The 23,469-nt window shown below is 54.4% G+C and carries 19 protein-coding genes and 1 pseudogene; 12 read left to right on the top strand and 8 right to left on the bottom strand.

The features are described from left to right. Nucleotides 1-35: 35 nt before the first annotated feature. From CEK60_RS04130 to CEK60_RS04120, 3 genes are all read left to right on the top strand, one after another. On the top strand, nt 36-1,652 hold the full coding sequence (locus CEK60_RS04130; RefSeq protein WP_089037948.1) for an alpha-glucosidase family protein: 1,617 nt from the start codon (nt 36-38) through the stop codon (nt 1,650-1,652). Nucleotides 1,653-1,744: 92 nt separating this feature from the next. Next, on the top strand, nt 1,745-2,851 hold the full coding sequence (locus tag CEK60_RS04125) for an ABC transporter ATP-binding protein (protein ID WP_089037947.1): 1,107 nt from the start codon (nt 1,745-1,747) through the stop codon (nt 2,849-2,851). 188 nt (nt 2,852-3,039) lie between these two features. Next, nucleotides 3,040-4,071: a LacI family DNA-binding transcriptional regulator gene (locus CEK60_RS04120; RefSeq protein ID WP_089037946.1), complete on the top strand. Its 1,032-nt coding sequence runs from the start codon at nt 3,040-3,042 to the stop codon at nt 4,069-4,071. A gap of 14 nt (nt 4,072-4,085) precedes the next feature. On the opposite strand, the gene gap is transcribed toward CEK60_RS04120, so the two are convergent. Continuing rightward, nucleotides 4,086-5,090, bottom strand: a complete 1,005-nt coding sequence (gene gap, locus CEK60_RS04115) for a type I glyceraldehyde-3-phosphate dehydrogenase (RefSeq protein ID WP_089037945.1) — start codon at nt 5,088-5,090, stop codon at nt 4,086-4,088. A 211-nt stretch (nt 5,091-5,301) separates the two neighbouring features. Here gap and pyk point away from each other — a divergent pair, with 211 nt between their 5' ends. Both pyk and CEK60_RS04105 read left to right on the top strand, forming a co-directional pair. After that, nucleotides 5,302-6,768 carry a pyruvate kinase gene (pyk, locus tag CEK60_RS04110; RefSeq protein WP_038483243.1) on the top strand — a complete coding sequence of 489 codons (1,467 nt, stop codon included), beginning with the start codon at nt 5,302-5,304 and terminating at the stop codon, nt 6,766-6,768. 49 nt (nt 6,769-6,817) lie between these two features. After that, complete coding sequence (locus CEK60_RS04105) at nt 6,818-7,294, top strand: methylglyoxal synthase (RefSeq protein ID WP_089037944.1); 477 nt, start codon at nt 6,818-6,820, stop codon at nt 7,292-7,294. Nucleotides 7,295-7,347: 53 nt separating this feature from the next. On the opposite strand, the gene cra is transcribed toward CEK60_RS04105, so the two are convergent. Continuing rightward, nucleotides 7,348-8,325, bottom strand: a complete 978-nt coding sequence (gene cra, locus CEK60_RS04100; RefSeq protein WP_089037943.1) for a catabolite repressor/activator — start codon at nt 8,323-8,325, stop codon at nt 7,348-7,350. 226 nt (nt 8,326-8,551) lie between these two features. Between cra and ptsP the strand changes: the two genes are divergently transcribed. The 4 genes from ptsP to pgi all read left to right on the top strand — a co-directional run bounded on the left by ptsP (nt 8,552) and on the right by pgi (nt 16,037). Then, nucleotides 8,552-11,419 (top strand): phosphoenolpyruvate--protein phosphotransferase, encoded by a 2,868-nt coding sequence (gene ptsP, locus CEK60_RS04095; protein WP_089037942.1) that lies wholly within the window; start codon nt 8,552-8,554, stop codon nt 11,417-11,419. Then, the gene (pfkB, locus tag CEK60_RS04090) at nt 11,419-12,390 is read left to right on the top strand and encodes a 1-phosphofructokinase (protein ID WP_089037941.1); all 972 of its coding nucleotides are present in this window, start codon (nt 11,419-11,421) and stop codon (nt 12,388-12,390) included. The genes ptsP and pfkB overlap by 1 nt, the downstream gene beginning before the upstream one ends. Beyond that, nucleotides 12,387-14,123: a PTS fructose-like transporter subunit IIB gene (locus CEK60_RS04085; protein WP_089037940.1), complete on the top strand. Its 1,737-nt coding sequence runs from the start codon at nt 12,387-12,389 to the stop codon at nt 14,121-14,123. Before pfkB ends, CEK60_RS04085 begins: the two co-directional genes overlap by 4 nt. 249 nt (nt 14,124-14,372) lie before the next feature. Then, nucleotides 14,373-16,037, top strand: coding sequence for a glucose-6-phosphate isomerase (gene pgi / locus CEK60_RS04080; protein WP_089037939.1), 1,665 nt, complete (start codon nt 14,373-14,375; stop codon nt 16,035-16,037). A gap of 126 nt (nt 16,038-16,163) precedes the next feature. Here the strand turns inward: pgi and CEK60_RS04075 are convergent, their stop codons facing one another. From CEK60_RS04075 to CEK60_RS04060, 4 genes are all read right to left on the bottom strand, one after another. Next, complete coding sequence (locus tag CEK60_RS04075) at nt 16,164-16,559, bottom strand: GFA family protein (protein ID WP_089037938.1); 396 nt, start codon at nt 16,557-16,559, stop codon at nt 16,164-16,166. Between the two features lie 57 nt (nt 16,560-16,616). Next, on the bottom strand, nt 16,617-16,982 hold the full coding sequence (locus CEK60_RS04070; RefSeq protein ID WP_089037937.1) for a glyoxalase superfamily protein: 366 nt from the start codon (nt 16,980-16,982) through the stop codon (nt 16,617-16,619). A 42-nt stretch (nt 16,983-17,024) separates the two neighbouring features. Next, entirely contained in the window at nt 17,025-17,708 is a 684-nt protein-coding gene (locus CEK60_RS04065) for an HAD family hydrolase (protein ID WP_157697998.1), read from the bottom strand. A gap of 114 nt (nt 17,709-17,822) precedes the next feature. Further along, a complete protein-coding gene (locus CEK60_RS04060; protein ID WP_089037935.1) occupies nt 17,823-18,401 on the bottom strand; it encodes a TetR/AcrR family transcriptional regulator in 579 nt (192 codons plus the stop codon). A gap of 128 nt (nt 18,402-18,529) precedes the next feature. On the opposite strand from CEK60_RS04060, the gene CEK60_RS04055 reads away from it, so the two are divergent. Beyond that, complete coding sequence (locus CEK60_RS04055) at nt 18,530-19,012, top strand: HPP family protein (protein WP_038483211.1); 483 nt, start codon at nt 18,530-18,532, stop codon at nt 19,010-19,012. A gap of 199 nt (nt 19,013-19,211) precedes the next feature. Here the strand turns inward: CEK60_RS04055 and CEK60_RS04050 are convergent, their stop codons facing one another. Together CEK60_RS04050 and CEK60_RS04045 are read right to left on the bottom strand one after the other, a co-directional pair. Beyond that, nucleotides 19,212-20,186 carry an Rpn family recombination-promoting nuclease/putative transposase gene (locus CEK60_RS04050; protein WP_089037934.1) on the bottom strand — a complete coding sequence of 325 codons (975 nt, stop codon included), beginning with the start codon at nt 20,184-20,186 and terminating at the stop codon, nt 19,212-19,214. A 248-nt stretch (nt 20,187-20,434) separates the two neighbouring features. Further along, nucleotides 20,435-21,301 carry a hypothetical protein gene (locus CEK60_RS04045; RefSeq protein WP_089037933.1) on the bottom strand — a complete coding sequence of 289 codons (867 nt, stop codon included), beginning with the start codon at nt 21,299-21,301 and terminating at the stop codon, nt 20,435-20,437. 226 nt (nt 21,302-21,527) lie between these two features. On the opposite strand from CEK60_RS04045, the gene uraD reads away from it, so the two are divergent. Beyond that, the gene (gene uraD, locus CEK60_RS04040) at nt 21,528-22,061 is read left to right on the top strand and encodes a 2-oxo-4-hydroxy-4-carboxy-5-ureidoimidazoline decarboxylase (protein ID WP_089037932.1); all 534 of its coding nucleotides are present in this window, start codon (nt 21,528-21,530) and stop codon (nt 22,059-22,061) included. 103 nt (nt 22,062-22,164) lie between these two features. Then, nucleotides 22,165-23,454 (top strand): annotated as a pseudogene (gene aceE, locus CEK60_RS04035) (pyruvate dehydrogenase (acetyl-transferring), homodimeric type); the annotation flags it as partial. Nucleotides 23,455-23,469: the final 15 nt, after the last annotated feature.

The raw sequence follows: 23,469 nt of genomic DNA, 5'->3' as shown, positions 1-23,469 counted from the left end.
GTGGGTGTTATTTACGTTTTATTAAGGATTTATTCATGCAAGACAACCTGACCTGGTGGCGCGGCGGCGTTATCTATCAAATTTACCCGCGCAGCTTCCTAGACAGCCGTGGCGACGGCATTGGTGACTTGAAAGGCATTACCGAAAAGCTCGATTACGTCGCTTCTTTGAATGTTGACGGTGTCTGGCTGTCGCCTTTCTTTACGTCTCCCATGCTCGATTTCGGCTATGACGTCAGCGACTACCGTGACGTTGATCCAATGTTTGGCACCCTGGATGATTTCAAGGCGTTGCTCGACAAGGCCCATTCACTTGGGCTGAAAGTGATGATTGATCAAGTCATCAGCCATACCTCTGAACAGCACGCTTGGTTTAAAGAGAGCCGCCAGAATCGTACCAACCCCAAAGCCGATTGGTTTGTATGGGCAGACCCTAAGCCCGATGGCACACCCCCTAATAACTGGCTATCTATTTTTGGCGGCCCTGCCTGGACCTTTGATTCACGCCGCCAGCAGTATTATCTACACAACTTTTTGACCAGCCAGCCGGATGTCAACTTCCACAACCCGGAAGCCCGTCAGGCACAGCTGGACAACATGCGCTTCTGGCTGGATCTTGGCGTTGATGGTTTCCGCCTTGATACCGTCAACTTCTACTTCCACGACACCGAGCTGCGTGACAACCCACCGGTGCCCAAAGGTGAATCCAAAACCCTGGGCGCCCCAGAGGCTAACCCCTACACGTGGCAGCGCCATGTCTACGATATTAGCCGCCCTGAAAACGTAGATTTCTTAAAAGACTTACGCGCCTTGATGGATGAGTATCCCGGCACTACGACCGTGGGCGAAATAGGCGATGACAACCCACTTGAGCGCATGGCTGAGTACACCGCAGGCGGTGACAAACTGCACATGGCTTACACCTTTGACTTGCTCAATAAGCCACGCTCCGCCAGCTATATTCGTCATGTTATTGAGCGCTTTCAGCGCTTAGCGGGCGATGCCTGGCCCTGCTGGGCAACATCCAACCATGATGTTGAACGCAGCGCATCACGCTGGGGTGCTGAAGAAGATCCCATTGCTTATCCTAAAGTGATGCTCGCCATGCTGTTTTCCCTACGCGGCAGCGTCTGCCTTTATCAAGGGGAAGAGTTAGGGCTGCCAGAAGCCGACGTGCCCTTCGAGCGCATTCAAGACCCTTACGGCAAAGTGCTCTGGCCAGAGTTTAAAGGCCGAGACGGGTGCCGCACGCCGATGCCATGGACCGATGGCACCCAGGCAGGTTTCTCGGCCATTGAGCCATGGCTCCCGGTAGAAAAACGCCACCTGCCATTGGCGGTTAGCCGACAGCAAACGGACCCAGACTCAACGCTTAACGGTGTGCGCCGGATGCTGGCTTTCCGCCAAGCGCACTCCGCGCTGTTTGACGGTGATTTACAGCTGATTGAGGTTGGCGAGGAGTTACTGGGCTTTATTCGTCAAAATGACCAAGACAAAGTGCTGTGTGTCTTTAACCTGACGGGGAATGAGCTGCAAACAGCACTCCCCTTAGACGTCATCGGTGACCTAGAAGGACACGGCTTCACTACGGCACGTCAAGATAATGTGCTGACGCTGCCCGCCTATCAAGCCGCCTTCATGCACGTTGCTTAGTCAAATCAATGGCAATACTCAATAACAACATTCAATAACGATAGTCGGCCCGATACGAGGAATGCAGCATTGAGGCCGACAAGGAGCTAACCATGGCAAGTGTTACGCTTGAAAAGATCAACAAAGTATTTGGTCGCGATCACATTATTAAAGACGTTGACCTGACCATTGGCGATGGTGAATTTGTCGTCTTTGTTGGCCCATCCGGCTGTGGCAAATCCACGCTGCTGCGCCTTATCGCGGGTCTTGAGTCAATCACCGACGGTGACTTAAACATTGGTGACACGCTGGTCAATGACCTTCCCCCACGTGAACGTGGTGTGGGCATGGTGTTCCAGTCGTATGCTCTTTACCCGCACATGACCGTTTATGACAACATGGCCTTTGGCTTGAAGCTTGCCAAAACAGACAAAGAGACGGTCCATGAACGGGTAATGAGTACCGCTAAAATTTTGCAGCTTGAAGACCTGTTACACCGCAAGCCGAAAGCACTGTCGGGCGGTCAGCGCCAGCGTGTTGCAATGGGCCGTGCGATGGCTCGGGAACCTCGCATTCTGCTTTTTGATGAGCCACTTTCTAACCTGGATGCGTCGCTGCGAGTACAAATGCGCAACGAGATCGCTAGGCTGCACAATCGCCTGGGCTCTACGATGATTTATGTGACCCACGACCAAGTCGAAGCAATGACCCTGGCAGATAAAATCGTGGTGCTAAAAGGCGGCCATATCGAGCAAGTAGGCAGCCCACATGAACTTTATCAACGCCCAGCCACCAAGTTTGTCGCCGGTTTTATCGGTTCACCGACGATGAACTTTATGCCCGCGGAGCTTGCCAGCGGTTCAACAGATGGTTGCCGGGTGACTGCAAAAGGCTTGGGAGAGGTCGCACTTCCCCAAGCCGCAGATAGCTATCGCACAGGCAGCTCGCTTACCTTAGGCATACGCCCCGAGCACCTACGTTTAGAGGCACCCAAGGGCGATAATTGCTTTGAAATTTTCAATGTTGAGTACCTGGGTAATGAGGTCTATGTCTACCTAGAACCCAAAGAGGGCGATACACTGCTTATCCACCGCAGCGAAGCCCCAAGCAAGTGGGAAGAAGGCCAAAAAGTATCCCTGGTGCCTGACATTGAGCATGTGCATCTATTTGATGAAAGCGGTGAGGCGTTGATGCTTTCTGAGGCACGCTCTGCGGCTTAACGAACGCTATCGACTGCGCTGTTGCTGAGCGAACAACGGCCTTTGATGCTACTACCTGTATAGCAACGGTAGTGGAAACAACGTCAAGGCCGTATTTTTGTGCGCCAGATTCAATTCATTAGCCTGCGATGTAAAATAACGCCCAAATAATTAAACAGGATAGGAAACCCGTGACTGCCCATCGTCGAATGACTCTCAAGGATCTTGCCACAGAACTCGGCGTTTCCACCGCGACAATATCAAACGCTTTCAACCGCCCCGACCAGCTTTCGCCTCTGCTACGCGATCGTATTTTAAGCGAGGCCAAACGCCTGGGGTATAACGGTCCTGATGCCAAGGCCCGTAGTCTGCGTACTGGGCGCTCCAGCATTGTTGCGGTTATTCTTGCCGAAAGCCTGACCTACAGCCTCAATGATGCTGTCGCCAGTGAATTTTTATCCGGTGTCGCTGAAGTACTTGATGCTCATGGTCATACCATGCTGCTACTGCCTGGCCGGGGTCATGCCTCCCAGCCGCCAGGGTCTGCAAACATTGCCGATGGCTTTATCGTTTACGGCCTGATGCCTAATAACAAGCTGCTAAGCGAGCTGCCTGCGCAGCGGCCACTGGTGTCTGTGGATTTCGACATTGATGGCAGCCCGACTGTGCATATCGATGACCAAGACGCGAGCTACCACCTTGCCCAGCACGCGTTAAAAACGCGTCCACAGCGGCCTGCGGTGGTTAATCTTCGTCTGACAAAAGAGTATTGCAACGGCCGAATAAGCAATCAGCACACCCTACTTCCAGACAGCAGCACCATCAGCCGTGCGCGCCTGGCCGGATTTCATGCTGCACTCACCGAACATGGCTTTGATGCTGAACAGATCCCACTATGGAATATCGAAGAGAACGTGTTTGATGTGTGCTCACCGGTGATCACAGAAATCCTCGACCTGCCTGCCACGCAGCGCCCGGATCTGCTGCTATGCATGTCAGACCGCATTGCACTTACCGCGCTGACGCTGGCCGAACAGCGTGGCATTCACGTACCGGGGGAGCTAAGAATTACCGGCTTTGATGGCATTGCTGAAGGGCAATATAGAGCACCGCGTTTAACGACCGTGCGCCAGGACAGTGCGGGCAAGGGCCGCGTGGCGGCAAAAATGATTCTAGGACGGATACCCAAAACCCAGCAGCTACTCAAAACAGAGTTGCTGCTGGGCGACACTTGCCCATAAGGGTCAGTCAGGTGTTATTTGGCCGTTTTCTGCATGGCAAGGGCGGTATCTAACATACGGTTGGAGAAACCCCACTCGTTGTCGTACCACGCCATAATTTTCACCAGGCGGCCATTCACACGGGTGTGATTAGCATCAAAAGTAGATGAATGCGCATCATGATTGAAATCAATAGACACCAGCGGTTGTGCATTAACCGCTAGCACAGACGAGTTCGCCGCTGCTTTTTCAACAATGGCGTTGATCTCTTCTTTGCTGGTATCGCGACTTGCCGTAAATGTTAAATCTACCAGGGAAACGTTGATCACCGGCACGCGTACGGCTAACCCATCAAACTTACCTGCCAGCTCCGGCAAGACCAAACCAACGGCCGCTGCTGCGCCTGTTTTGGTCGGAATCATCGAATGCGTCGCACTACGCGCGCGGTAAGGGTCGGAGTGATAAACATCCGATAGGTTCTGATCGTTGGTGTAGGCATGAACCGTGGTCATCAAGCCATTTTCAATGCCTACAGCATCGTTTAACGCTTTGGCGACAGGCGCCAAGCAGTTAGTCGTGCACGACGCATTGGAGACCACCGTGTGTTCAGCCGTCAAAATATCGTCATTAACGCCATATACGATAGTAGCGTCAGCATCGGGGCTGGGTGCAGAGATCAACACACGCTTAGCACCCGCTTCTATATGCTTGGCAGCGGCTTCTCGCTTAGTGAACAAGCCTGTGCACTCCATGACGAGATCAATGTTCATGGATGCCCAAGAAAGCTGACTAGGATCACGCTCAGAAGAGATCGCGATGCGATCGCCATCCACACGAATACTTTCGGCATCATGCTCAACGGCAAAAGGAAAGTGGCCGTGAACCGTATCGTGACGCAGCAGGTGCGAGTTTAGGGAAGGATCACCCAAATCATTAATCGCAACCACTCGGACACGATCCCGATAGCCATTTTCGTACAGCGCACGTAGTACGTTACGACCAATCCGTCCAAATCCGTTAATAGCAACTCTTATTGTCATGATGGCACCTCAATCAAGCAGTGGTAGTCGATGGCGTATCCAGTAAAAAAATTACTAAAAATACGTATTTATTCACCTTTAGGTCAATTTTTAGCTGCCCAAGCGGCCCTTAAAGGCTAATAACATCCCAATATGTAGTAAAATTACTATATAAAGGCTATCGTAGTCCAATAATCAATCACCGCCAAGATGGTCAACAGGAGTAACGTTTATGACTCGCTCAACATCTCCCACTCCCCTTCGCCGCACCAAGATTGTCGCGACGCTTGGCCCGGCAAGCGATCGCCCTGGCGTGCTGGAAGCCATGCTAAAAGCGGGCGTTGATGTCGTGCGGCTAAATTTCTCCCATGGCGCTGCAGACGACCATCGCCGCCGCTTAAAAGAGGTACGCGAGATCGCCCAGCGACTAAATCGCAGCGTTGCCGCCCTGGGTGACCTGCAAGGGCCAAAAATCCGTATATCGCGCTTTGCCGAAGGTGCCGTTCACTTGGACATTGGCCAGGCCTTTGTGCTCGACATGGCGCTAGATGCCAACAGCGGCACGGCCGAGCGCGTCGGCTGTGATTACAAGTCGCTGATTGACGATGTCGCCCCTGGTGACCGGCTACTGCTGGATGATGGCCGTGTCGTGCTGGACGTCACCTCGATTATTGGTCAAGAAGTCCACACACGCGTTCACGTAGGTGGCAAGCTTTCCAATAACAAAGGCATCAACAAGCAAGGCGGCGGACTATCCGCCCCGGCGCTTACCGAAAAAGATAAAGAAGACCTAAAAACCGCGATCGATATCGGGGTGGATTACCTGGCGGTATCGTTCCCACGCAGCGCTGCTGATATGCAAGAAGCGCGTGACCTGCTCGGCGAAGCAGGCAAGGAAATAGGTCTGGTTGCCAAGCTTGAGCGCGCCGAAGCGGTTGCCGATGATGAGACACTGGATGGCATTATCGAAGCCTCTGAAGCCGTGATGGTCGCCCGAGGCGACTTAGGCGTAGAAATTGGCGATGCCGCACTGATCGGCACTCAAAAACGCATCATCAAGCATGCTCGCACGCTTAACCGCGCGGTCATTACCGCCACACAAATGATGGAGTCGATGATTGAGTCGCCACTGCCCACCCGCGCGGAAGTATTCGACGTGGCTAACGCGGTACTTGATGCCACCGACGCCGTCATGCTTTCTGCGGAAACCGCCGCGGGTGACTACCCGGTAGAAACTATTCAAGCGATGGATCGGGTATGCCTCGGCGCTGAGCGCGAACGTATTGCTCAGTCATCAGGCCACCGCATTCATGAAGGCTTCGAGCGCATTGATGAAACCATTGCCCTCTCTGCCATGTATGCCGCTAACCACCTCACCGGGGTACGCGCCATAGCCTGTATGACCTCGACAGGTTATACGCCACTGATTGCCTCACGCATTCGCTCTGGTCTGCCGATTGTGGGACTTGCACATAGCCCGATTGCCCAACGGCGCATGGCGCTTTATCGCGGCGTCGTGTCGATCCCCTTCGACACCACCCATATGGACCCTAAAGAGCTCAACCAAGAAGCCGTCAAGCTACTGCAAGCGCATGGTTTGGCACACCCTGGCGATCATGTCATTCTTACCCGCGGCGACCACATGAACGCCCACGGCGGCACTAACACCATGAAAGTGCTGGCCGTTGAAGAAGCGTAAATCTAACTGTGACCTGAAATAGCCGGAATGTTAACTGGAGAGCCATGCCATGAGCGATGCACGTCCACCCCGCCAAGCCGTTCGTACGCTGCAACCGCGTAAACGCATTGCGCTAATTGCCCACGACGGCAAAAAAACCGAAATGCTGGAGTGGGCAACACGCTGGCAGGAAACGCTCAGCCAGCACACTCTCATTGGTACGGGGACTACCGCAGGGCGGCTCAAAAATACGCTTGGCCTAGAGGTCGAGGGGTTGATGAGCGGGCCGCTGGGCGGTGATCAGCAAATTGGTGCGCGGATTGCCGAACAACAGCTAGACGTGCTGATTTTCTTCTGGGATCCGTTTGCCCCTCAGCCCCACGATCCTGATGTCAAAGCGCTGCTGCGTTTAGCCGCGCTATGGAACGTGCCGGTGGCATGCAATGCGGCGAGCGCCGACTTTTTACTGTCGTCGCCCTACCTCAGTGAACGCTACGATATGTCTATTCCGGATGCACAGGCCTGGGCTCAAGCCCGCACGGTATAGCTCTTAACAACTCAAGCTCTTAACAACTCAAGTTCTGAACGAATCAATGGGGCTTATCGGGTACGCAGGTGGCGCGCCACAACCTGCTGCCCACACTGATAGTCGCCGTTCATGGCATTCAGGGCGCAGCGTAGGGTGAGTTCAGCAATGCGATCATAATCTTGCAAGGCTGAATTCACCGGTTGCGGCAGAAAATCCAACAAACGGTGGTCGCCAAAGGTGGCCAACCGCATATTCTCTGGTAGCCCACCGCGCTCCAGAAACACGTCAAACACCCCTTCCATCAGCACATAAGACGCGGTGATCAACGCATCAGCGCCGCCCTTCTCATCCAGCAGTTGAGCGGCAAGACGGGCGCCTTCGCTACGCTCGTAGTGCGTACCGCTAAGTAAAACCGGTTCGATAGAGGTGTCTTGTAGTGCTGACTGAAAACCCACCCTCCGCTCGCGACTGATCGACAAGCTAGGCATCGCTTCTAACCACGCCACCCGCCGCGTGCTACCCGTAATGACCGAGCGCGTTAGCGCATATGCCGCGTCTTGATCGTTACTGACGACACTGGCAAAACGCGTCGGCGCAAGCCCACGGTCCATTCCCACAACGCACCAACCTTCATCTACCAAATCAGAATAGAAGGAGTCCTCTTCGGCAAGGCAGCTGGCGGTAATAAGCACCTCACAACGCTGCGCGCGAAGCGCCAATGCCAAGGCGCGCTCGCTATCGGCACAGTCATCTGAACTAGCCACCAACAGCTGATAGCCCTGCTCTCTCGCGCCACACTCTAAGCGCTTCGCGAGCCGCGCATAGCTGATATTTTCAAGGTCCGGCACGATCAATCCAATCAGCCGACTTGCCCCACGACGCAGCGCCGCTGCCTGCGGGTCAATGTGATAGCGATACTGCCGCACGACCGCCATTACTTTCTCAATGGTGGCATTACTAATACGCCGTTGCTCGGCCTGGCCATTAATTACATAGCTCGCCGTGGTGCGCGATACGCCCGCAAGCCGGGCAATGTCGGCAAGTGTCATGCAATTCTCCCTCTGGTTGCCGGTGTAGTTTATCAGCCGTTTCTCCCCACCCAGACTAAAGTCTAGAAAGACAACCCTTGTGTCTTTAAGTGAATCGATTCAGCATAGCCAACTAACCACAGATGACACGATTCATCCAGCGAAGCTCAACGCTCTACGACCAACGTTTAAGCATGATCACGCTGCAGACATTACCCTTGGCTGACAGCGTTTACAGGAGAACCCTATGTTAACTCTCGGCCCAGATGACATCTTGCTCGACCGCCATGCGGACGACTGGCAAGCTGCACTCGACATCGCCGCTAAGGCGCTAACGGATGCGGGCTTAGTTGAGGCCGAGTACCGTGATGGCCTCCATGCCCGTGAAGCGCAGTCGTCCACGTATCTTGGTAACGCGATTGCCATTCCACACGGCACGCCGGAAAGCCGTCAGCACGTAAAACATACCGGCGTGAGGGTGCTGCAGTTCCCCAAAGGCGTTCAGTGGCATGACGGCCAGACGGTCTATGTTTTGGTGACGATAGCCGCGCAAAATGACGAACATTTAGACATCCTGCGTCAATTAACCCACGTCTTAGACCGCGAAGGCGTCGCCAACCAGCTCGCCAGCGCCAGCTCGGCTGTCGAGGTAGCGCGTTTACTTTCCAAACCAGCGCTTGAGCCACGCCTGGATGCCGATACGCTGTGCATTAACTTTCCTGCTCGTGACCCTCAAGAGCTCGCCCTGGCCGCTGCCGCTCGGCTGCGCCAAAGTGGCTGCGTTGATAACGCTTTTATTAGCGCCATTGCCAGTGCTTCCCCCCAATGGCTGGGCAAAGGATTTTGGTTGGCAAGCCACGCCCAAGGGGTGACACAACCCGCATTAGGCGTTGCCACGCCAGCCGATCCTAAACTTGAGCATAGCGGCCACCCTGTCCACGCGCTGTTCTGTTTAGCGGCCAGCGGCGATGCCCATCGCCCACTGCTGGAACAGCTATTAGCCGTGTTGGAGAACGGCGAGAGCGACAGCTTGGTAGGCAAAAGCAGCGCACAGCTGCTGGCCACGTTGGCGGGCGAAACCGCCAACACTCAGACTCGTCGCGTGCGCGTCTTGAACCCCCATGGCCTGCACGCCCGCCCAGCAAAACAGCTGGTACAGATCGCCCGCGCGCAATCAATGCCGATTAATGTACGCCTTGAAGAAGGCAGTGCTTCCACGGTTTCAGCCGCCAGCCTAACCAAAGTGATCGGCTTAGGAGCACGGCGTGGTCAGTGGCTGATCCTTTCTGCCGAAGGTGAGCAAGCAAGGGCTGCACTGGACGCCGTTTCCGCTGCGATCGAAGAGGGCTTGGGCGAGAAAGTAACGCCGTTCGACGGCGGCTTTGATGCCAAGTCGGTGACTAACACGAGCAAGCCCGTTGAGCCGTTAGTCGTTGATGCGCCCCACACCGGCGTTGCCGCCTCGCCGGGCTTAGCCATTGCGCCGGTGTTTGTGATTCGCCCGATGCAGTTCGACTATGCTGAACACGCCAACGACCCCGAACATGAAATTAGTCGCCTGGAAGTGGCACTCAAAGAAGGCGCCGCTCAATTACAGGCACTGGTGCACAACGCCCCTGGCGGCGAAGTGGCCGATATTCTCTCGATGCACGAAGAGATGCTCGACGACCCCGAACTGCATCACGCTGCGATTGATGCGATTCGTGAAGGTCGTTCAGCAGAAGCCGGTTGGTGGAACGCCATTGAAACCGCCGCCCACGCCCAGGAAATGCTCGCCGACCGCCTGCTGGCCGAGCGCGCCGCTGACCTGCGCGACGTAGGCCGCCGCGTGCTGGGGGTATTGTGCGATGTCCAACTGCCCGAGCCGCCTGACCACCCGTATATTCTGGTGATGGATGACATCGGCCCTTCCGACGTTGCCCGCCTGGATACCTCACGCGTACGCGGCCTGCTGACCGTACGCGGCGGCGCCACCGCGCACAGTGCAATTCTGGCTCGTGCGCTGGGTATTCCAGCCGTTGTCGGTGCTGGTGAAGCCGTGATGGTACTGCATAACGGCGGCATGATGATTCTTGACGGTGAGCGTGGGCGGGTTACCTCCCAACCTTCCGAAGAGCGCCTGCAGCGCGCGGAACAACAGCTTCTCGACCAGCAACAGCGCGAAGCCGATGCCTGGGAGCTACGCTTTGAGCAAGCCCAAACCCGCGATGGGCATCGGGTAGAAGTGGCAGCCAATCTTGGTAACACCGCCCACGCCGCCGATGCGGTTGAACGCGGTGCTGAAGGCGTTGGCCTGCTGCGCACTGAATTCCTGTTTATGGCCTACTCAAGCGCTCCGGACCTAGCCACCCAAATTGCCGAGTACCGCGAAGCCACCGATGCCTTGGATGGCCGCCCGCTGGTCGCGCGTACTTTGGATGTGGGTGGCGACAAGCCGCTGCCCTACTGGCCGGTTCCCCAGGAAGACAACCCGTTCCTTGGCCTACGCGGCATTCGCCTCGCGCTGACCGAGCCGGAAGTGCTGGAAACACAAATCCGCGCGCTGCTGATGGCAGCTGTCGGCCGTCCGCTACGCATCATGCTGCCGATGGTTAAGGATGTCGCTGAATTCCGCGCCGCCAAAGTCATCTATGACCGCCTGCTTAGCGAAATCCCACCACAGCAGCGCGCCACTGATGTGCAACTAGGCGTGATGATCGAAGTGCCCTCCAGCGCACTGCTAGCACCTACGCTGGCGGCCGAGGTGGACTTCTTCTCCGTCGGCACTAACGATTTAACTCAGTACACCCTGGCCATCGACCGCGGCCACCCAGAGCTTTCTGCCCAGGCCGATGGCTTGCACCCCGCCGTGCTGCGTTTGATTCAAATGACCGTCGATGCCGCCCATGCCCACGGCAAATGGGTCGGCGTATGTGGCGAGCTTGCCTCGGACGCCATGGCCGTGCCAGTACTGGTAGGCTTAGGCGTTGATGAGCTTTCCGTCAGTGCGCGACAAATTCCGCTAGTCAAAGCGCGCCTGCGTGAATTTGATCTTGCCGATGCAAAAGCCACTGCCCAGCTAGCGCTAAGCAAAGCCACCAGCGATGAGGTGCGTGACGCCCTGGAGGCCCGCTAATGGCTCAGGTAGTGTGCATTACACTCAACCCCGCGCTGGATTTAGCGTTCAACCTTGAAACGCTGACACTCGGTCATGTGAACCGCCCCCACAGCGCCCAGTTAGAAGCTGCGGGCAAAGGCGTTAACGTAGCACGCGTGCTGGCCAGCTTAGGCCATCAAGTGATTGTTAGCGGCTTTCTCGGCCAGGATAACGACGCGCCGTTCAGCTTGGCATTCCCCCACTACGGCGTGGAAGATGCCTTTGTACGAGTACCCGGCAGCACGCGCATTAACGCCAAGCTGGCGGAACAGTGTGGCCGCGTCACTGATATTAACGGCCCCGGCATGCCGATTGAGGCTGCCCACTTAAATGCCTTACGAACTACCCTAGACGATTTGTTTCAGCGCTCCGCTCCGCCCCAAGCGGTCGTCGTTGCCGGTAGTCTTCCACCGGGTATTGATCAGCCGCTGTTTGCTGAACTACTGGCCACCCTAAAAAGCTATGGCGTACCACTTTGGATAGACACCAGTGGCCCGGCACTGCTGACCGCCATTGCCGCTCAGCCTGCGGCTGTAAAACCTAACGAAACGGAACTCGCCGACTGGGCTGGCAGCGCGCTAGATTCACATCAACAGCGCCAGCTCGCCGCCGAGCGACTGCACGCCAGCGGCATCGAACACGCACTGATCTCCGCAGGCTCAGAGGGCGTTTTATGGGTTAGTGCACAGGGCACTTGGCAATCCACACCGCCTAGCGTAAACGCCACCAATACCGTTTGTGCGGGCGATACCTTTGTGGCTGGCATGCTTCATGGGCTGCTCAGCGACTTCGCCCCACCAGACACCCTTCGCTTCGCAACGGCACTCTCTGCCGAAGCGGTTCGCCACGTCGGCGTAGGCACCCCCCACGCCGACGACTTTGACTTACTCCAACAACAGACTTTGGTACGGCGTCTTGACGACACCATCACCGAGGGAGCCACGCGATGAACCTGATTCTAATTACCGCCTGCCCCAGCGGCATGGCGACCACCTTTTTGGCCGCCAAGCGCCTTGAGCAAGCAGCCACGCGGATGGGCTGGAGCGCCCATGTGGAAATGCACGGCGAGATTGCGCCGCTGCAGGCTGCCACCGCCGAGCAAATTGCTAATGCCGATTTAATTGTAGTGGCTGCCGATCACGTTCCTGCCCCAGAACGTTTTGAAGGCAAACGACTTTTCCTGGCGCCGATTGCCAGCGCCCTGCCCGACCCCAGCGCCTTTTTAACTCAAGCCAAGCGTGAAGCACCGATTTACACTGCTCCTGCAATCCCTACAGCCGCCGCTACTCCGGCGAGCAACACGGGTGGCAAGAAGATTGTCGCTGTTACCGCTTGCCCCACCGGTGTTGCCCATACCTTTATGGCCGCTGAAGCGCTAGCCGAAGCAGGCAAAGCCATGGGGCATAACATTCGCGTGGAAACCCAAGGCTCAGTGGGCGCTCAGGATCATTTAACCGAACAAGAGATCGCCGACGCCGACGTGGTCGTACTGGCCTGCGATATCGACGTTGACCCAGCGCGGTTTGCAGGCAAGCGTATCTACCGCACCTCAACCGGCAATGCACTAAAAAAGCCACGTCCCACGCTGGAAGCCGCCCTTGTTGATGCTAGCGTAGAAAACGCCAACAGCGGTTCGGGCAACGCCAATAAGAGCGTTAAAGAGAAAGGCGTTTATAAGCACCTCCTCACTGGCGTGTCGTTCATGCTGCCTATGGTGGTAGCGGGCGGTTTGCTGATTGCGCTCTCGTTTGTGTTCGGCATTGAAGCCTTTGAGCAGGAAGGCACGCTGGCCGCTGCGCTCATGCAAATTGGCGGCGGCACCGCCTTCGCGCTAATGATTCCTGTTCTGGCGGGTTACATTGCCTACTCCATCGCCGACCGCCCCGGTATTGCTCCAGGTATGATTGGCGGTATGTTGGCGGCCGACATTGGCTCCGGGTTTATCGGCGGCATTTTGGCAGGCTTCCTGGCAGGCTACGTGGCCCTAGCGGTTACTCGCTACGTTAAGCTGCCTTCCAGCGTTGAATCGCTCAAGCCTATTCTGATCATCCCACTGGTGGCCAGTCTGGTCACCGGCCTGACGATGATCTATGTGATTGGCGAGCCTGTCGCTGCTTTGCTGAATGCGCTGACCAGCTTCCTGGCCTCAATGGGTTCTACTAACGCAGTGCTGCTGGGCATTCTATTGGGCGCCATGATGTGCTTCGATTTGGGCGGCCCCGTCAATAAAGCAGCCTATACCTTCGGCGTGGGCTTGTTGGCTTCAGAAACCTACGGCCCAATGGCAGCCATTATGGCGGCAGGCATGGTGCCAGCGATTGGCATGGGTATTGCCAGTTTCGTAGCACGCAATAAATTTTCTGAACCAGAACGGGAAGCAGGCAAAGCTTCGTTTGTACTCGGCTTTTGCTTTATTAGTGAAGGCGCCATTCCCTTCGCGGCGAAAGACCCGTTGCGGGTTATCCCCGCGTGCATGGTGGGCGGTGCGATCACCGGTGCGCTTTCCATGCTGGTAGGCGCGAAACTAATGGCACCTCACGGGGGTATCTTTGTCCTGCTGATTCCCAACGCTATCACTCCTGCACTACTCTACCTTGGCGCGATTATCATCGGCTCGCTGGTAACCGGTTTAGGCTATGCCTTTATCAAACGCGGCGCCGCCCACGTCGCCGTTACCAGCTAAACGCTTGAACGTCAGTGCTGAGCAGGCGGCTACCTGCTCAGCGCCTCTTTTGCTACGCATCTCCCTCCTCAACCCCACATCAACAACGGTTTATTACTAATTTTTTAACCACCAATCGCTTAATAGTTGCTTAAATTGGGGTTTTATGTAGTATTTTTACCTAAATAGACCCATAAATAGTACAAAGCACGAGCCAGCAACATAGCGCTCGTCACTTAATAATGATCTAAAACAACAGGACCGCCTTCTATGTTTCAACTCACCCGCAGCGTTACTTGGCAGGCACTTGAACGCCTGCGCGACAAAACCGCCAACGACCGCATTCGTGATTACTTCACCAATGACCCGCAGCGCTTTGAAAAAATGAGCCTACGGGTGGGTGGCCTGTTCCTGGATTACTCCAAACATCACGTCTCTGATGAGGTACTCGCCAAGCTGCTTGAGTTGGCCGACCACTCTGCCCTGGTTCAGCGCCGAGCGCAGATGTTCTCTGGCGACATTATCAATGTCACCGAAAATCGCCCGGTACTCCACACCGCACTGCGCAATTTAAGCGATGAACCGGTGCATGTAGACGGCAACGACGTGATGCCGGAAATCAATCGCACCCGGGAACAAATCAAGCAGTTCTCAGAAGCGGTTAGAAGCGGTGAGTGGAAAGGCTATAACGGTCAACGCATCAAAGACGTGGTCAATATTGGCATTGGTGGCTCAGACCTCGGCCCCAACATGGCCGTACGCGCGCTACTCAAATACCGCCACCCGGAACTGCACTTCCACTTCGTGTCCAACGTTGATGGCACCCATATTCAGAAGGTGCTTTCACGACTAGACCCGGCGACCACGCTATTTATCGTTTCCACCAAAACCTTCTCTACCCAGGAAACCCTGCTTAACGCCAAAACCGCACGGCGCTGGTTCGTGGAAAATGCCGGTGAAGATGCCGACGTAGGCGCCCACTTTATTGCCGCTTCTACTAACCGCAAAGCGGCAATGGAGTTCGGCATTCGTGAGGAGAACGTGTTCGAGTTTTGGGCCTGGGTGGGCGGCCGCTACTCCATGTGGTCATCTATCGGGCTGCCGATTGCGCTTTCGGTTGGTTTTGAAGGGTTTATCGAGCTGCTGGAAGGCGCGCATGAGATGGACCGCCACTTTATCGAAGCGCCCTTCGCGCAGAATATGCCAGTACTGATGGCGCTGATTGGTATCTGGTACATCAACTTTATTGGCGCCGAAACCCAGGCCATCGTGCCCTACGATCAAGCCTTGAACCAACTACCTTCGTTCCTGCAGCAGTTGGATATGGAGTCTAACGGCAAGTCAGTCGATATCTTCGGCCATCCGGTTAACTACAAAACCGGCCCGATTGTCTGGGGGCAAACAGGCTCCAACGGTCAGCACGCTTTCTTCCAGCTACTACACCAGGGCACCCGCTACGTGCCGATTGATTTTATTGCCTCGCTGAAACCCGAGCCCGGCGTGGAAGACCATCACTTCGCCTTGCTGACTAATATGCTCGCCCAGGCCAATGCCTTTATGGAAGGCAGCCAAGGGGACAGCAAAGAGCTTAGCCAGCATGACCCCTACAGTTGCCCCGGCAACCGCCCTTCCAGCACGCTACTACTGGACGAGCTAACACCAAAAAACCTAGGCGCGCTGATTGCCCTCTACGAGCACAAGGTGTTTGTGCAGGGCGTTATCTGGAACATCAACTCGTTTGATCAGTGGGGCGTGCAGCTTGGCAAACGCATTGCCGGTGAAATCAGTGAGCGCATCGACACCAACGCCGCCGACTTCGACACTTCAACACAAGGTCTACTGAAGCTGGTACGCGCCCACTTTCCCGGCGACAGCAGCGCAAAGCAAAGCGCGCCAGCCAGCGCTGATAAAAAGCCTGCTAGGAAGAAGCGTTAAGCGGAGAGTTGGGTAAACGTTAGATAAACAAACGCCTTGGCTTTTCAGCCAAGGCGTTTTTGGTTTGATCTTTGATGCCAGTATCGACACTGGTTGAAGGCAATCAGAAGCCCCGAGCCGCCTAAATTAATCCGGCGCAAATTGCTCGAAGACCTGCTGTCCGGTCATTTTCTCTGTTTGGTTGTTAAACTCGTAATAATCGGGCTTCTCATCAATAAATATTTCGCTAGTGAGTTGGAACGTCTGATCCTGGAACAGGCCTGCTGGGAGAATATACTCATTGCTGGGTAGCAGGTGATAGAACAGATGCGTCCCGCAGGTTGCACAGAAACCCCGCTCCGCCCAATCAGATGAGCGGTAAGCGGTAGGCTCAGCACCAGAGAACTCTACCGGACCACCGCAATGCACGGCGAACATAGGCCCACCCGACCAGCGCCGACATAGTGAGCAATGACAAACACTGACCTGCTCGTGGTTAGGCGCAGTCACTTCGATGGAACCGCAAAGACATGTGCCTTTCATCGCAAACTCCTTTACCGTTAGCCCCCATGACAGCCGCTATCGTGATGCCAACCAATGTTAGGCTGCTGTAGGCTCATTGAACAATATTCTGTTGGAAAACGGATCGACCACTTCAAACACCCTATCGCCCCACGGAGCTGTGGTTATTTCCGGGCGGCTATACTTGTAACCACGGGATAGGATCTCGCGGTACAAGCCTTCAAGATCATCAGTATTCACAAACGTTTTAGCGCCGGGGGAGCAATCCCCAGAATGTTCACTGAGATGAAAAACCAGATCACCTCGGGATACCTGCATATAGACAGGAAAGTCTGCTTCGAAGCGATGCTCCCAATCAAGCGACATCCCCAAAAACTCAAGATAGAACGCCTTGGCTTTAGATTCATCAAAAATTCGTATAATCGGAATGGCTTGAAAATGCACTTATGCTCTCCTGACAAACAGCGCTTTAACTACCCATTCGATTTAAACAGGCGCAGAGTTGCTCTCTACGCCATAGCCATGGCGTATATACTCAACGGCTTCAGCCATGCCACTAAGCACCGCTGTCGCTGAATGAAAGTTTTGCTGTTGAGACATTTCCGTGGGTAGTGCCAAGCAGCTTATGCCAGCTCGAAAGGCGGCTTCAAGACCATGTTGTGTATCTTCAATGGCGAGACACTCATCAGCAGCAACGCCAAGCCGTTGCAGAGCCAGGAGATAGCATTCAGGTGCGGGCTTGCTGTTTCGGACATCATCGTTAGAAACAATCGTAGAGAACTTCTCTTCAAACCCATTGGCCTGCAGTGTTTTTTGAACACCATTTGCACTAGCGCCTGTCACCACTGCCAGCTTCAAACCCGCACTGTGGAAGTAAGCAATCGCCTCTCGTACGCCAGGCATTAACGGGAATGCCTGGCTAGCAAGGTAGTCCTGCGTCGCGGCGTTCTTCGCTTCTATAAGTTGATCAGGGGACGCATCAATCCCAAACCTCTGCACCATATCCAGGGCATTGGCGCGCGTTGGCAGGCCTGCATAGTGGGTTCTGTACTGCAGCTCAGACAATTCCAAGCCATATTGACTCAGAATGTGTACCCACATTTGAAAATGGATGTGTTCAGAACTGACGATTGTCCCATCGTGATCTAGCAAAATTGCGCGAAGTGCCACAAGACCTCCTAGAAATAGAGCGTTTAAAACCCAAGGCAAAGCTACTATCGCATGAGCTGCAAGAGAGTGTTTACGAGTAAGCTACTTACTCACGGCCTTGAAAAAACCAAAACACTAAGGCTCCAATCTTGTTCTCAGCAACTCCTTAGCGATTGCTTTGGCTTTTACGGCAGCTGCTAAATCCCCCATCACGTGGGCCTGAACTGTCGCCCCTTCTTTTAAAGTAGCTACCGCTTCCGACAACGTAGTCACCGTCTTTTCATCAACGAATATTTGTGACATATACCGGTTTATTAAGCCAAGCATGGCTCTTTTATGGCTAGCGCACTGTTGATGTACGGGATGATTTAAGTCACTGAATTCAGCACTGACATTGATGAAATAACAGCCATGGAAAGGATAAATTAGCGTTTCTCTCTCATTAAACCAATCATCCAACGCATCGAACAAAGCAAAAATTGCGCTTTGTCCATCAGGTGCACCCTGGGTGCGCCCTTCAACCCAGGAAAAAAATTGCCGATCACGATAGTCAACCGTTGCAGCGATCAGGGCTTCTTTGCTGGAAAAATGATGGTACAGCGTTTTTTTTGCCACGCCTGATTCAGCGATGATCCGGTTAATACCAATGGCATGCACCCCGTGGCGGTAAAACAGCCCAAAGGCGACCGAAACTAACTGCTCTCTTCTGTCCACAGCACAACCTCACCTTCATTTTACGAGCAGCATAATATTGACGCGCCGAGACCGATCTGTCTACCATAGCCAAAAAAGGAGACAGATCGGTCTCCATTGCCTCAACTCTTTCGCCCAAGGATGCATTTATGAGAATTTCCCTGTATTTACCTGCTCAACAGAAAGCAGCCCTGCTCGCTGGCATTGGAGCGACTGGATGCATCACAGCACTCAGCTTTCTAAGTTCACACAGTGACGCGTTATGGCTAATGGCCCCCTTTGGCGCCACCATGGTGATACTGTTTGGATTACCCGCCAGCCCATTAGCCCAACCACGCAACGTGATTGCGGGTCACTTAATAACGGCGGCATTAGGACTGATGGTGGCGCATTTCTTTGGCGTGCACGAATGGACGCTGGGCTTGGCAGTCGGTTTATCGATAGTCGCTATGATGCTTACCCACACCATCCACCCGCCTGCAGGTGCTAATCCCCTACTGATTATGCTAGCGGGAGAACACTGGCATTTTTTGATCACTCCCGTAGCGTCTGGAGCCCTTTTAATTGTGGGATTCGGATACGTCTATCACCGGTTTGTTTCAGGGCAACCGTACCCCAAGCAATGGTTTTAGTTGAGAAGATGTTAACAGCACAAAACCAATGTCCAGGCCATGCAAGCTCGGATTCGACATAACAGCATCTGAGGCATAAAAAAATACCCCTTGGCACTTTCGAACCAAGGGGTACCGGTTACGTCAGCAACATCGCCTCGTTTTTCAGTTCGACGCACAGGCCTACTACCCGGTCGATGGCTTACAGGCTGTAAGAATGCTAGCGCTTGAACATATCATCCAGGCGATTGGCGAACAGTACATCGCGCATCCAGCCTTTCAGTTGGTCGTGATCAGCTTTCACAAGCTGTGCTTCTACCCAGTCAGGCACGTCACCAAACTTTAAGGTGAGCAATGTGCGCATAGTTTCACGTGCTTCAGCTAAACGCCCTTCTTGCCGCCCTTCCAGGCGTTCTTTCTTGACCAAGTTCTCTAAGTTCTCTGCCAACATATCTTTGTCCTCCATCAGACTGTCGAGCCGATCCAGGTTGACCTCGGCGCCCAGCCGGTACAAATGCCGCTTGAGCCAGCGGGTGATAATCCGGTCGATGCGTTCCTTATTGGGGTCAGCCTGAATGATGGCGACGACCCGGTCCACAGCGTTCTGTAACGCTTCCCAGCTTTCTCCGGCGTTTTCCACACCGAATACACCGCTAAGCGGTGTCTGGCGTAAGCCTAATTCTTCGTTAGTATAGCGCCCTTCATCGACCAGAAAATAGCGCAGGCGCGGTTGATAGACCTGCAGAAAACTCGGCGGTTCCGGCTGTACCATCTCGTAAATATCCAACGGAGCTGTCCAGGGCTTGGAGCCATTGTACAGCACCACCGGAAATACCGGTGGAAGGCCCTGGCTGGGCGTAATGACCTTCTGTTTGAGTAGTTCACTGTAAAAGCAGGCGACGTAGTGCATCAGCCGAATCGGCATGCTGCGATCAACCGCTGACTGGAACTCTAGGAGGATGTACAAAAATACCTCCTGCGTCATGCCCTTCCAGGTGACTTCCACCGACCACACCACGTCTTCGATCTTCTCTTCGAACAGCGGTGAGATGTAATGACCACTGTGCTTCTTGAGCGTCGTGAAGTTCATTAACCCGGCAATTTCAGGCGGGGCAAAGCCTTCGATCAGTTGCTCAACGAACTCGGGGTGGCTAAATAGCTCTTTATAGCCCGTATCATGGTGATGAGTCGCCATAACGCGTCCCTGTTAATCGTAATAACGTCAGAATACCATGGAGAGCGATAGTCGACGTACCGCATGATTGATATGTGGTGATTCAATAAAATCAGAAATCAATGCGATATTTGCCGCAAAAGCTGATCCGCTTTTACAGTTTGATAGTGCCTATTGATTGAACACAGCGCGTACCTGCTCACCTAAAAAATACCCCTTGGCACTTTCGAGCCAAGGGGTATCGGTTAAGCCAGTAGCAGTGGTTGGTTTTAGAAGTGCCATTCCAGATTAAAGGTCATGGCATCGGTATCGACACCCGGTTGGCTGTGGTTTCCGAATTTGTTGCGCCAATACTCATAACCAACGCCCATCCATAAGGAATTTTCCGTGCCCCAGGCAACTTGCCCGACGTCTAGCATCAGCGAGGTGCGCATTAACTGCTCAGGCTCGGTCGCTTCCCCAAAGTAGTCGTCTCCTTTTTCGCTGTTGTAGTTATAGAACCCTTGGAATTTTAGCGGTAACGCCGCCGCTTCAAACGGCAGCCCCCAGGCCAAGTTAATTTGGTAATAGGGATCAAACGAAATGCTGTTCTGATTTTCTGGCAGTCCACAAGGTGGCAAGCCGCAGTGGTTCCACTCACGGCTATAGAACAGGCTCAGATCCACAAAGCCTCTCGGCACATCAAATTTAAACGTTGGCCCCACCACTAATTGGCGTTTACGTGGTGCAAAGCCAGTATTTTTGGTGTTTAGGTCAAACCCAAACGTCAGCGCCATGTCTTTGACGGGCCCGAAAGCGATGGGCTCATTGAATACGCCGCCCCCATGGAGTTGATGACGGTATGTCAGATAAGCTTCCGTCGCCCCTGAATCACTGTTACTGGCCGGGTCTTGGCTGCTGGACTGAAGCACGTCCAGATTTAAAAAGTTTTGGCCCAGTGAGTAACCACTAACATGGGTGAACTGGAGAATGTGCTTCTCTATGTTCTCTGGGTTATTCGGCTCGGTAAACTGCGTTCCATAGCGATACCCCACGAACGTATCGCTCCATGTCGCTGCCTGGGCACCTGCCGAGATAGTGCCAAGAGAAGCGCCTATCGCCAGATACGTTGCCACTGCTCGATTGCTCTTCAACATGCAAAACCCTTTGTTGTTTGATTTTGTTTTTAGACATCTTTCTAAGTGCCCCTCTATCAAGGCCCTTCTATAAAGACCTTTCTATAAGGACCTTCCTAACGCCGTTATGCCTGCTTTTCGCGGGTGCGATAGCTATTTTTTTGCGGAAACGGCACTTCTTAGAGTACATTTAGCAATATTTATTGTATACAATAAAACAGATAAACAAATACAAACGGAGAATACAATGTCGCGTACTTTAGAAGCAGCTCGCCCCAGCCGCCTTGGCTCAGACGCCTTTCTTGAGCATTACGGGGACGTTTTTGAACATTCACCCTGGGTAGCCAAAATCGCCTGGAAACAAGGGTTTACCGACCAACACGATGACCCGGATGTGCTAGCTGACTGCATGGGCAATGTGCTTAAGGGTGCTGATATTGATCAGCAAATTGCTGTCATCCGCGCTCACCCAGACCTTGCCGGGAAAGCAGCTCTCGCGGGTGAGCTAACCCAGGATTCCACTCGCGAACAGGCTGGTGCGGGGCTAGATCAGTGCTCAACCGAAGAGTTTGAACGCTTTCAACGCCTGAATCAGGCCTATCAAGATAAGTTCGGCTTCCCCTTTGTGATTGCTGTTAAAGGGCTTGATCGACACGCCATCCTTTATGCGTTCGAAAAGCGCCTTGAAAACGACGCCGCTACCGAGCGTCAAACCGCTATTGAGCAAATCATCCAGATAGCGCGCTTTCGCCTGCACATGCGTGCGGCCGAGGCAGCGTAATTCTCACGCGCTTAGCGCTTCTATTTTCCTTTCAGCCTGACCTGTGGTGCTCGGCCCTTCAGGCTGTGAGGCTTACCTTTTATCGTCATTCGGAGAGACCTCTATGAGTCTGGAGACAAGAGAAGATCTCGATCCGCTCGAAACCACGGAGTGGCTGGAATCCCTGGAATCAGTACTGGATCGTGAGGGCGAAGATCGTGCCCGCTACCTGATGACCCGCTTGGCGGATCGCCTGCGCCGGGACGGGATGAAGGTACCCTTCTCGGTGACAACCCCGCACCGGAATACGATCCCTGTGCATCGCGAAGCACCGATGCCCGGCGATCTGTTTATGGAGCGCCGCATTCGGTCGTTGATTCGTTACAACGCCATTGCCCAGGTCATCCGTAATAACCGCGCCAACCCCGGGCTGGGCGGCCACATTGCCAGCTTTATGTCGTCGGCTACGCTGTACGATGTCGGCTTTAACCACTTCTTCCGCGCCCCCAAAGGCGACTTTGAAGGCGACCTGATTTACATCCAGGGCCACGTTGCCCCGGGGATTTACGCGCGTTCCTACTTGGAAGGCCGTTTATCAGAAGAGCAGATGGATAAATTCCGTCGCGAAGTCGACGGCGATGGCCTGTCTTCCTACCCGCACCCGTGGCTGATGCCGGACTACTGGCAGTTCCCCACGGTATCCATGGGCCTTGGCCCGATTCAGGCCATCTATCAAGCCCACGTGATGAAGTACCTGCATCACCGTGAGCTGAAAGACATGTACGACCGTAAGATCTGGTGTTTCATGGGCGATGGCGAGTGTGATGAGCCAGAGTCACTGGGCGCGATTTCCCTGGCCGGGCGTGAAAACCTCGATAACCTGATCTTCGTTATCAACTGCAACCTGCAGCGCTTGGACGGTCCGGTGCGCGGCAACTCCCGCGTCATGGATGAGTTCGAAGGCGTGTTCCGTGGTGCCGGTTGGAACGTCATCAAGGTGGTCTGGGGACGTCACTGGGATCCGCTGTTCGAGAAGGACAAGAAAGGCATCCTGCAAAAGCGCATGGATGAAGCGGTCGACGGTGAGTACCAGAACTACAAGGCCAACGGTGGTTCGTACACCCGTGAGCACTTCTTCGGTAAGTACCCCGAAACCGAAGCGATGGTCAACGATCTGTCTGATGAAGACATCTGGAAGCTCAACCGCGGTGGCCACGACCCGTTCAAGGTCTACGCGGCCTACCACGAAGCGGTCAACCAGACCAACGGTAAGCCCACGGTCATTCTGGCGCACACCGTCAAAGGCTACGGCATGGGCAGCGGCGATGGCGAAGCCGCCAACGAGTCCCACCAGGTCAAGAGCATGGAGTACGAGGCGTTGCGTAAATTCCGCGACCGCTTCGGTATTCCGCTATGCCACGCTGACCAT

The sequence above is a fragment of the Halomonas sp. N3-2A genome (genome assembly GCF_002216165.1).
Lineage (GTDB): Bacteria > Pseudomonadota > Gammaproteobacteria > Pseudomonadales > Halomonadaceae > Vreelandella.
Note: the sequence above shows the minus strand (reverse complement) of the source record. Positions and strands in the feature narration are given on the sequence as shown.